Origin of the sequence: Myroides sp. C15-4, from assembly GCF_050522745.1 — a bacterium.
GTDB lineage: Bacteria > Bacteroidota > Bacteroidia > Flavobacteriales > Flavobacteriaceae > Flavobacterium.
On the sequence record NZ_JBMVQX010000042.1, the window covers coordinates 19886 to 29354 of the forward strand.

The 9469-nt window shown below is 35.6% G+C and carries 7 protein-coding genes and 1 pseudogene; 6 read left to right on the forward strand and 2 right to left on the reverse strand.

Annotation, left to right across the window (positions count from 1 at the left end; all coding sequences use genetic code 11):
* Positions 1–103: 103 nt before the first annotated feature.
* Both ACPDHL_RS14630 and ung read left to right on the forward strand, forming a co-directional pair.
* A complete protein-coding gene (locus tag ACPDHL_RS14630) occupies positions 104–844 on the forward strand; it encodes a hypothetical protein (protein ID WP_430533486.1) in 741 nt (246 codons plus the stop codon).
* On the forward strand, positions 844–1524 hold the full coding sequence (gene ung / locus ACPDHL_RS14635; protein ID WP_430533487.1) for a uracil-DNA glycosylase: 681 nt from the start codon (positions 844–846) through the stop codon (positions 1522–1524). The genes ACPDHL_RS14630 and ung overlap by 1 nt, the downstream gene beginning before the upstream one ends.
* Positions 1525–1565: 41 nt before the next feature.
* On the opposite strand, the gene ACPDHL_RS14640 is transcribed toward ung, so the two are convergent.
* Entirely contained in the window at positions 1566–3344 is a 1779-nt protein-coding gene (locus tag ACPDHL_RS14640) for an aminopeptidase P family protein (RefSeq protein ID WP_430533488.1), read from the reverse strand.
* Positions 3345–3411: 67 nt separating this feature from the next.
* Entirely contained in the window at positions 3412–4320 is a 909-nt protein-coding gene (locus tag ACPDHL_RS14645; protein WP_430533489.1) for a lysophospholipid acyltransferase family protein, read from the reverse strand.
* A gap of 103 nt (positions 4321–4423) precedes the next feature.
* Between ACPDHL_RS14645 and ACPDHL_RS14650 the strand changes: the two genes are divergently transcribed.
* From ACPDHL_RS14650 to ACPDHL_RS14665, 4 genes and pseudogenes are all read left to right on the forward strand, one after another.
* A complete protein-coding gene (locus ACPDHL_RS14650) occupies positions 4424–5071 on the forward strand; it encodes a rhomboid family intramembrane serine protease (RefSeq protein WP_430533490.1) in 648 nt (215 codons plus the stop codon).
* A 91-nt stretch (positions 5072–5162) separates the two neighbouring features.
* The gene (locus tag ACPDHL_RS14655) at positions 5163–5858 is read left to right on the forward strand and encodes an SIMPL domain-containing protein (protein WP_430533491.1); all 696 of its coding nucleotides are present in this window, start codon (positions 5163–5165) and stop codon (positions 5856–5858) included.
* Between the two features lie 933 nt (positions 5859–6791).
* Complete coding sequence (locus ACPDHL_RS14660; RefSeq protein ID WP_430533492.1) at positions 6792–7430, forward strand: LexA family transcriptional regulator; 639 nt, start codon at positions 6792–6794, stop codon at positions 7428–7430.
* A gap of 591 nt (positions 7431–8021) precedes the next feature.
* A pseudogene (locus ACPDHL_RS14665) lies at positions 8022–9469 on the forward strand (hypothetical protein); the annotation flags it as partial.

A 9469-nucleotide genomic window follows, 5' to 3' on the forward strand; every position in this document is an offset into this window, starting at 1 on the left:
TACTCATTCATCTGTTGACTAGCCAACCGTAAATTAAATCCAATAATGAGAAGAATAATTAAAAAGTTTTATATTTTTGATTTCTTAATAAAATATTAATAGTATGAAACTATATCTATCGGTCGTTTTACTTTTCTTAAGTATTTTTCAAATTCAGGCGCAATGTTTAGCTGAAAGTAAGGTAAAAATAGGAGGAAGTTATCAAAGTGATTTATTTATCGATCCTTGTCCGTATTACAATTATTTTGTCGATGCAGAAGAATCTTCTACAGGATACCACTATAGCAATAGGCCGATCGACTTGGTTCCAGCAGGATTTGCTGAGGTAAAGAAAAATTTAGAAGCCTTGTTGGTTTCTAAAGTTGGAGCGGATATGGTGAGCAAGCTAAAATTTAAAGGAGTAAGTATTAGTGCTTACGATAGTATTCGTAAATTTGAAGCGCGTTATCCTGTTGTAGATATGGGAAAATGTATGACAAAGTACTTTTTTTACTATGATTTTCAACCAACAGAAGGAGTGAATTATTGTTTGGGTATTGCGTTAAACGATTATCAACAAATTATTTCGCCTTTGCTTTTGCCAGAAACGGACGAGAAATTGGATGTAGACTATTCATTGAATGTGTGTAAAGTTTTGCAAATAGCCAAAGAAACCGAGACGAAGTTTGAGCCGGTTGATTTTGTCTCTTTTGAATTTGATCCAGACAAAAAAGAATTTTTCTGGGTTGTACGTCAACAGATTGTCAATCCGAAGAAAGGCGTAAATGAATACAATCAAATATTAATAGAAGCAAGAGATGCAACGCAAGTGGTCTCTTATAGAAGAACGGTTTATTTAGAATAATGAGTTTTACCATACAAAATAAAAGTTGGCATTCAGTTTTACAGGGTGAATTCGACAAGCCTTATTTTAAAGAATTAGAAGCCTTTGTAGCAAAAGAAAGAGCATCCAAAACCATTTATCCACCGAAAAAACAAGTATTTGCTGCTTTTGAGGGATTAAACTTTCAAGAGGTGAAGGTGGTAATTTTAGGACAAGATCCTTATCACGGGGAATTTCAGGCGAATGGTTTGGCTTTTTCAGTGCATCAGGGGGTGAAATTTCCACCGAGTTTGAAGAATATATTCAAAGAATTAGAGGATGACTTAGGGATTAAAAATCTCCGCAATGGCGATTTATCTACTTGGGCCAAACAAGGTGTACTATTGCTCAATGCCACGCTAACCGTTGAAGGATCTAAGGCGGGCTCTCACCAAAAGAAAGGATGGGAAACCTTTACAGATAAGGTGATTGAAGAGGTGGCAACCCAATTGGATCACGTTGTTTTTATTTTATGGGGCAGCTATGCCCAAAAGAAAGGCAAGATGATTGATCGCAACAAGCATTTTGTCATTGAGACGGCTCATCCTTCGCCCTTATCTGTGTACAGAGGGTTTTATGGAAGTAAGCCTTTCTCAAAAATCAATACTTACTTAGTTGAGGTGGGAAAAGCCCCTATTAATTGGCAAATTGAACCGATATAAAATAAAAAAACCGTCTTTTTAAGACGGTTTTTTATTTTATATTAAATAGCTTTTGTTTTGTTTCTCAACCAAGTAGCTTCTTCTGTAGACAAGAAGTCTTTCAAGCTGTTGTATACCCATTCATTGTATTGGTTTAACCAATCAATATGTGGTTGTTCCAACCATTTCTTATCTACTAAATCAGTAGCGATATAGCAAATAGTTAAAGTTTCAAAATCCATGAAATCACCAAATTGGTTTCCTTCTAAGTCTTTGGCTAAAACTAAGTTTTCAATTCGGATTCCGTGTTTCCCCTCGCGGTATAGCCCTGGTTCAATAGAGGTGATCATTCCCTGTTCAATAGCGATATCCGTTGGCGTAGGATTAAATACGTGTGGACCTTCGTGTACGTTTAAGAAAAATCCAACACCGTGACCTGTACCGTGTCCATAGTTTCTCAAGGTTGCCCAAATCGGTCTTCTCGTGATGGCGTCAATTTGATATCCACGGCTTCCTTTTGGATAAATTGCCATAGAACCTTCAATAGTCCCTCTTAGAACAATAGTATAGTCATCTTTTTCTTCTTGCGTAGGTGTTCCTAACGCTACTACACGTGTAATATCTGTTGTTCCTGTTTCGTATTGTCCTCCCGAATCCACTAAAAGTAAACCTTCCGTTTTTAGATCGTAGCTGCTTTTTTCATCAGCAGAGTAATGGGGTAAAGCTCCGTGGTCTTTGTATCCGGCAATCGTATTGAAGCTAATGTCCTTAAAGCCTGGCTGTGCAGCACGTAAACCAAGTAGGTGTTCCGCAATATTCAATTCCGTTAAGGTTCCAGTACCTACATTTTCTTCAATCCATTTAAAAAACTTAGTCATCGCCACCCCGTCATGGATCATTGCCTTTCTTTCATGGGCAATTTCAACCTCGTTTTTAATCGCTTTTAATAGGGTAGACGGATTCATGTCCTCCTTGATTGTTACAGTCGATGGTACGTTGTCATAGGTTGCAAAACACGTGCGTTTTGGATCTAATAAGATGGTACTTCCAGCAGGAATTGCAGCAATGGCTTGGGGTAATGCTGTATAATCGGCAAGATGAATCCCAAAACCTTGTAGTTCTTGTTTGGTTGCTTCGTCTAATTTGGTTGCATCGATAAATAGCGTTACTTTTTCTGCATCGAGGTAAACAAAGCTTAGGGTAACAGGATTACAAGGTACATCTGTTCCTCGGATATTGAGTAGCCAAGCGATATCATCTAGAGAAGATATGATATGGCAGGTGGCTCTTTTTTGTTTTACTAATGCTCTTACTTTCGTCAATTTAGCTGCAGTAGACTCTCCTGTTGTAGAAACGGGAAGTGTGTAGGCTTTTTCCGTTGGTAAGGCCGGTCTGTTCTTCCAAATCGAAGAGAGTAAATCCACGTGGCCATTGATGGTAAATCCAATAGAAGCTAACGTAGATTGAATGGCATTGGCCACGGCTAAAGAAGCTAGGTTTCCGTCAAAAGCAACAGTTCCACCAGCTGTAAATTGAGAGGCAATCCACTCCACATATTCTGGCATGTGTTGCACTCTTAATTTTACTAGTTCAAAACCCGTATGAGCCAATTGATCATTGGCTTGTACAAAATAGCGAGAATCCGTCCATAGTCCAGCGAATTGCTGTGTGATTACGAGTGTTCCAGCTGATCCTGTAAATCCAGATGTCCAAGCAATACATTTGTAATATTCAGGTAGATATTCACTGATATGCGGATCAGATGAAGGAATAATATAGGCATCTATATTTTGTTCTTTCATTTGAGCGCGTATAGCTTGTAGCTTTTCTATATGTGTCATAATTATTGAGTAATTTCAGTTAAAGGTACGAAATGCAATTTTTACATGCAGTATAATTAACGTGTTTTTAGTGGAAGGATTTAATATTTGCTGGTTTTTTACCGCGGTGTTTCCAGCGTTTGTGTGTCCAGAAATAGTAAGCCGGTGCTTCGTTAATTTGTTTTTCCACTTCTTGTAAAAAGCGATTAGTCAATTCGTAATTTGGTATTTCTTTGACTTGTTCACCTGCTTTTAAAAGCGGAATAAACGTTGCCTGATAATGTCCGCGTTTGACGTATTCTACCTTGAGGTACATAGGTTCCATATTGAATTTCTTGCATAGGGCTTCACCACCAGTAAAAACGGGAACTTCAATTCCCATAAAATTTTGCCAGTAATTGGCATCGCCAATCATCGGAGATTGGTCGCTGATGAAGGCGTAAATACCGTGGTTCTTATTGACTTCATTTTGGCGGATCACGCGAATGGTCTCTTTCATTTCGACCAAGCGGGTGTTGAATCGCGTGCGTATTTTTAGAAATAAGTGATCAAAATGTGGATTAGCTAGTTTTTTATAAACCGCATAGCCTTGAAAACTAATGAATTTATCTAAGATAATTAACCATTCCCAGTTGGCGTAATGCGCACAAAATAACAAGGCACTTTTTCCCTGTTTTTCTACTTCTAATATAGTGTCGAGGTTGGTAAATTGAAAGCGTTTCTTCAAGTCCTCTTCCGAGATGGTAAAGGTTTTGATCATCTCCAAGAACATATCGCAAAGGTGTTTGTAAAATTGCTTAACCGTTTGTTGTACTGCTTGATCTGACAAATGAGGCATCGTCAACTTTATATTCTCAGTTACCACTTTGCGGCGGTAGCGCACGATATAATAGAGCAGTACAAAAAAACAATCTGATACAAAGTAAAAGATTGGAAAAGGTAATTTAGAAATAAGCCATAAGACAGGATAGGCGATATAGTAAATGAGTAACTTCATTATTTAGGATTAATTTACTAGCAAAGATACTGGATTTAGACTATTTTTAGCCCGTAAATCGACACATAAATGCGAACAGTCGATGGATTTTAAATCGTTGAATATGGATATAGCCCCTATTATTTTAGTTATTTTGGTTGGTACAGGACTGCTTACTTATAAAGGATTACAGGACTACGCTTTTTTTAGTAAATACAATTTTGATTTGAATCGCATTCGCCAAGGAGAATTTTACCGCATTATCACTTCTGGCTTTTTGCATGTAGATTGGATGCATTTTGCCTTTAATATGTTTACGCTGTATATGTTTGCTGGTATTGTGGTAGCTATTAGTGGAAGCTTTTATTTTGTTCTTATTTATCTCTTGAGTATTGTGATAGGGAATGCGTTGACCTACCAACTCTACCACAAGCGAAGTCAATATTTGGCTGTTGGTGCTTCAGGCGGTGTGACAGGTATTGTATACGCCTCGATTTTGTTATATCCCGATTTAAAATTGTATTTATTCTTTATTCCCATCGGGATTAAGGGGTATATTTTTGCAATTGGGTATTTGTTGTACAGCTTGTATGGGATGCGAAAAAACAGTGATAATATCGGACATGCAGCTCATTTTGGTGGAGCAATTGGCGGATTAGTGCTAACCTTAGTGCGTTATCCTGTCCTCTTGCAACAACAGACATTTTTAATTGTTTTATTGTTGATTCCCATTGTTTTACTCTTGTTTTTGGCTAAGAAAAACAAAATATAGGTGTTAAACATTTATTATAAAAAAGGGGGTAATCTTCATTTTTTAGACGAGTTCGCTATATTTGTTAGACATGATTTAGAAAATTAGTATGATGAAAAAGAATTTTTTACTAGCAAGTGCTTGTCTAGCCTTAGGGGTTGCAGCTCATGCACAAACAGCAGGGACGACTGTTCCACAAATTCAAGTACAAGGTATTGGAAAAGTAAAGGCAGTACCAGATCAAGCTGTCATTCGTTTGGGAATTGAAAATAAAGGAAAAAGCGCAGAGGAAGTAAAAAGCACAAATGATGCGATTGTGGCTAGTGTTTTGAAATATTTGAAAGACGCAAAAGTTCCAGAGAAAAATATTCAAACGCAACGCCTAAGTTTTTATTCATATAAAGATTATACCGATAAAAAAGAATATTTTCAAGCGAGTCAAACCATTACGCTTACTTTAGAAGACCTATCGAAATACGAAGTTTTAATTGCGGGGGTAATGAGTAAAGGAGTTAATCGCATCGATGGAGTAGAGTACAAGTCATCCCAATTGGCTTCCTATCAGACTGAAGCAAGAAAATTAGCGGTTCAAGAAGCTAAGAAAAAAGCAGCGGATTATGCAGAAGCTTTAGGACAAACAGTAGGAAAGGTTTTAGTTGTGACAGATGGGGGAGGAGGATCGCCTCCCGTATTTAGACCGATGTATGCGATGAAATCAGCGGGAGCTGATGAATCAGCGGATCAAACGTTAGCCGTTGGAGAAATAGAAGTGAATACTGCTGTATCCATCAGCTTTGAATTAAAATAAGTACTTTTTTATACACAAGCACCTTACTCTTAAGGTGCTTTTTTTTCTCAATTTGAGAATATCTTACTTCATTCTAACCTAAGGGAATTCAATTCTTGTTCGCTCTAGGTAGGATAGGTTCGGGTGAATCTATCTTTTCTTTTTTAGCGCTTTAGCGCTTTTTCAAAACGTAAATTATCCAAAAATGACCTTTTTTATTTTTAGGTCTACTACATATTGTGCAAAAATCTGTGGGACGAGCAGAGCTTGCATTTCGAGATTTTTTATTCAATTAAATTATTGAATAGAATAGTATTCTACAATTCGAGAATATAGGAGCATTGAAAAACTGTTTTATTTAGTTTTTTAGAACAGTTTTAAATTAAGTTTTATTTATCTTTTTTACTAAATTATGCTTAATTGATGTTGATAATTGTTTAAAGTTATTGTTTACTGCTAAAAATAGTAAACATATGTAGATTAGTTTGCGAAATGTGTAAATTTGTTTGTCGCCTTAAAAATGAAAAAATCCAAACGGTAATGTAGCACTATTTAGTTGTGTTTATTTGCTGTATCGTAGGACTATACTTCACGATATAAGAACTGCCTACTCCCTTACATCAAGAAACAATAAGATTGACTGGATTAAAAACGCATTTTGCGATTTACTTCGATTGACTATTCGTTTTTTGTAAGCTTTGATTGTATTTATTGGACCTATTTAGGTGTTTATTTAATTTTTGTTCGTTAAATAAAAGTTAAGGTTATTTAAATTGTTTGAATTTTAAAACACTGAATATCAAATGTTTATTTGTTTTTAAACAAAGTTGTTATTATTTATTTGGTATAAAAACAACGATTGCGATTTTTTTGGCAAGATAGTTGAATATTAGAGAATAGAACGATATTCTCTTTCATATAAATAGGAAAAAAGAGAAGAAAAAAGAAAAAGTTATGTTACAAGCAAACGAAGTAATTAAAAGATTAAAACAGCTACTCGGATATAAAAATGATTTGGAGTTGGCTAGTTTATTAGGTATAAAACCCAATACACTTTCTTCATGGAAAGTTAGAGAAACGTTGCGCTACGATAAAATCATTGAAATATGCAAAAAACACAAAATTGATTTAAATGATTTGTTTTTGGCTCATCCTAATTCTGTATTAAACGTAGACTTAGAAAATAGAAGAGTAAAAATGATTTCTGTAGATCATCACATTGAATATTTTTTAAATGCAGAAAAATGCTGCGGTACTTCACCAAGCTGTGTTTTTCCTACAGAGGAAGAAATCGATATGGCTTTTCAAATTGGGGTTGAAAATATGTATCCGACGATTAAGGTGAGTTCGTATGTTTTGACGAAAAAAATTGACCTATCAGAAATCAAACCTTGGCATATTTACCTAGTGGTTGTAGAAGGTAAAGGCATTTTGTGCTATCGTTTTAAACGCTATACGCCAGAAGGAGAATTGCTTTTTGTAAGTGATAACCCAGCGTTCGATAACTTTTTGGTTGCCCCAAAAGACGTTCGCGAAGTTTTTTGTATTCGTGGAGCGTTCTTACCTAATATAAAAAACCTCACAGATTATTAAGTGAAGTAAAACCGCTTTGAAATAGCCCTTTACTCAGGATCAGTTGAACGTTTTTCAAATGCGCATCAAGATATCGCTTCTATTGAGAAATAAGTATAAGTCAACAGGAGCAGCTTGGCATCAGAAAATAGCCGTTGATTGAAACCTGTAGTGTTAGTCGTAGGTTGTTGTGATGTTGCATGAAGTGTATGGATAAAGACTGTATTTTCTTTCTAGTCTGACGTTTATTTTGAAAAAAAGAAGATTATGATACGCTTAATTCAACTAATGTAAATGAGAAAAATTTAATTTTTTTTCACAACAAAAAAACTGCATTTCGAGATTGTGTCCAATCTCAGTCACCCGATTTATTCCTTGTGTTCTAAAGAATGGAACTTCTAGTACTAGAAGCGTGATTTTATGCGATTTTTTGAACAAAAATAGATTTTGATTTAATATTATAATTAGTATAAATACTTAGATAATTATTTATTATAAAGATCTTTTACTGTTATTATTTGTAATAATTATGTATTATTGTTATTGATAATTCAGTAGTTGTATTTTTGTAATATTAAATTTTAAGAATTATATAATACAAAAAAATAAAACATGATAAGAAGAATTATTCCATTGGTTACGCTTGTTTTAAGTGGAACAGCTGTGGCACAAGTTGGTATCGGTACCAAAAAAGCAGCTAGTGCTGCTCAACTGGAAGTTGTAGCCGAAAATAAAGGTATTTTAATTCCCCGTGTTAAACTTAAGGCACTGACACAATATGCACCAATTGTCGGTGATGAAGTGGAAAGTTTATTAGTCTATCACACAGGTGAAAATAACCTAAAAGCAGGATTTTACTATTGGAAAAACAGCACTTGGATTGCTTTACTTTCGGGCGATACAATTGTTGACCGTATGAATAATACATTTGCAATAGGTCCTAATCCAACACAGCATAATGAAGAATCTCTGGTTATTACTGATACTGAAAATCACAGCGTATATTTAGCAATTGCTGATATTGCAAAGAACAGTACGTTTGTTACAAACTTAGTAGAGAACCAAGAGTTCATTACCAAGTTGGGCGACAACATTGACTTTGTTAATCACATCACCAACAAGCAGGAGTTTATTGACAATATCATCAATAACTTAAAAGGGAAGTATGGAAATGTAAACTACAATCCTACCACGAATAAATTTGTGTATTACGATGCACAAGGCGGTGAGCATGATATTGATTGGTCTGCGTTGAATACTGTAAACGTGAGCTTTACCTTAGATAATGATTATTTAGTTGTAACGGATTCGAACAACAATAAAGTATCGTTAGCGGTAGAGGAGATAGCGAAGAACAGCAAATTCGTTACGAATTTAGTAGAGAACCAAGAGTTCATTACCAAGTTGGGTGACAACATTGACTTTGTTAATCACATCACCAACAAGCAGGAGTTTATTGATAACATCATCAATAACTTAAAAGGGAAGTATGGAAATGTAAACTACAATCCTACCACGAATAAATTTGTGTATTACGATGCACAAGGCGGTGAGCATGATATTGATTGGTCTGCGTTGAATACTGTAAACGTGAGCTTTACCTTAGAGAGCGATAATTTAGTTGTGACGGATTCGGAGCAAAACAAAGTATCCATTTCAGTAGTGGAGTTGGCAAACAACAAAACCTTTGTGGAGCATATTGCAAATAATAACGACTTCATTACCACATTGGGCGACAACATTGACTTTGTTAATCACATCACCAACAAGCAGGAGTTTATTGACAACATCATCAATAAGTTGACCAAGAAGTACGGGAATGTCAACTATGATCCGATCAACAATGTCTTCTTCTATTACGATGAACATGACGCTCGTCAAGATATTGACTGGTCTGCCTTGAATACGGTAAACGTGAGCTTTACCTTAGAAGGCGATAATTTAGTTGTGACGGATTCGGAGCAAAACAAAGTATCCATTTCGGTAGTGGAGTTGGCAAACAACAAAACCTTTGTGGAGCATATTGCAAATAATAACGACTTCATTACCACATTGGGCGA

Coding starts and splice junctions, on each gene's coding strand:
- ACPDHL_RS14645 (WP_430533489.1), bottom strand. CDS start 4,320: ATGAAGTTACTCATTTACTATATCGCCTATCCTGTCTTATGGCTTATT.
- ACPDHL_RS14630 (WP_430533486.1), top strand. CDS start 104: ATGAAACTATATCTATCGGTCGTTTTACTTTTCTTAAGTATTTTTCAA.
- ACPDHL_RS14640 (WP_430533488.1), bottom strand. CDS start 3,344: ATGACACATATAGAAAAGCTACAAGCTATACGCGCTCAAATGAAAGAA.
- ung (WP_430533487.1), top strand. CDS start 844: ATGAGTTTTACCATACAAAATAAAAGTTGGCATTCAGTTTTACAGGGT.
- ACPDHL_RS14655 (WP_430533491.1), top strand. CDS start 5,163: ATGAAAAAGAATTTTTTACTAGCAAGTGCTTGTCTAGCCTTAGGGGTT.
- ACPDHL_RS14650 (WP_430533490.1), top strand. CDS start 4,424: ATGGATATAGCCCCTATTATTTTAGTTATTTTGGTTGGTACAGGACTG.
- ACPDHL_RS14660 (WP_430533492.1), top strand. CDS start 6,792: ATGTTACAAGCAAACGAAGTAATTAAAAGATTAAAACAGCTACTCGGA.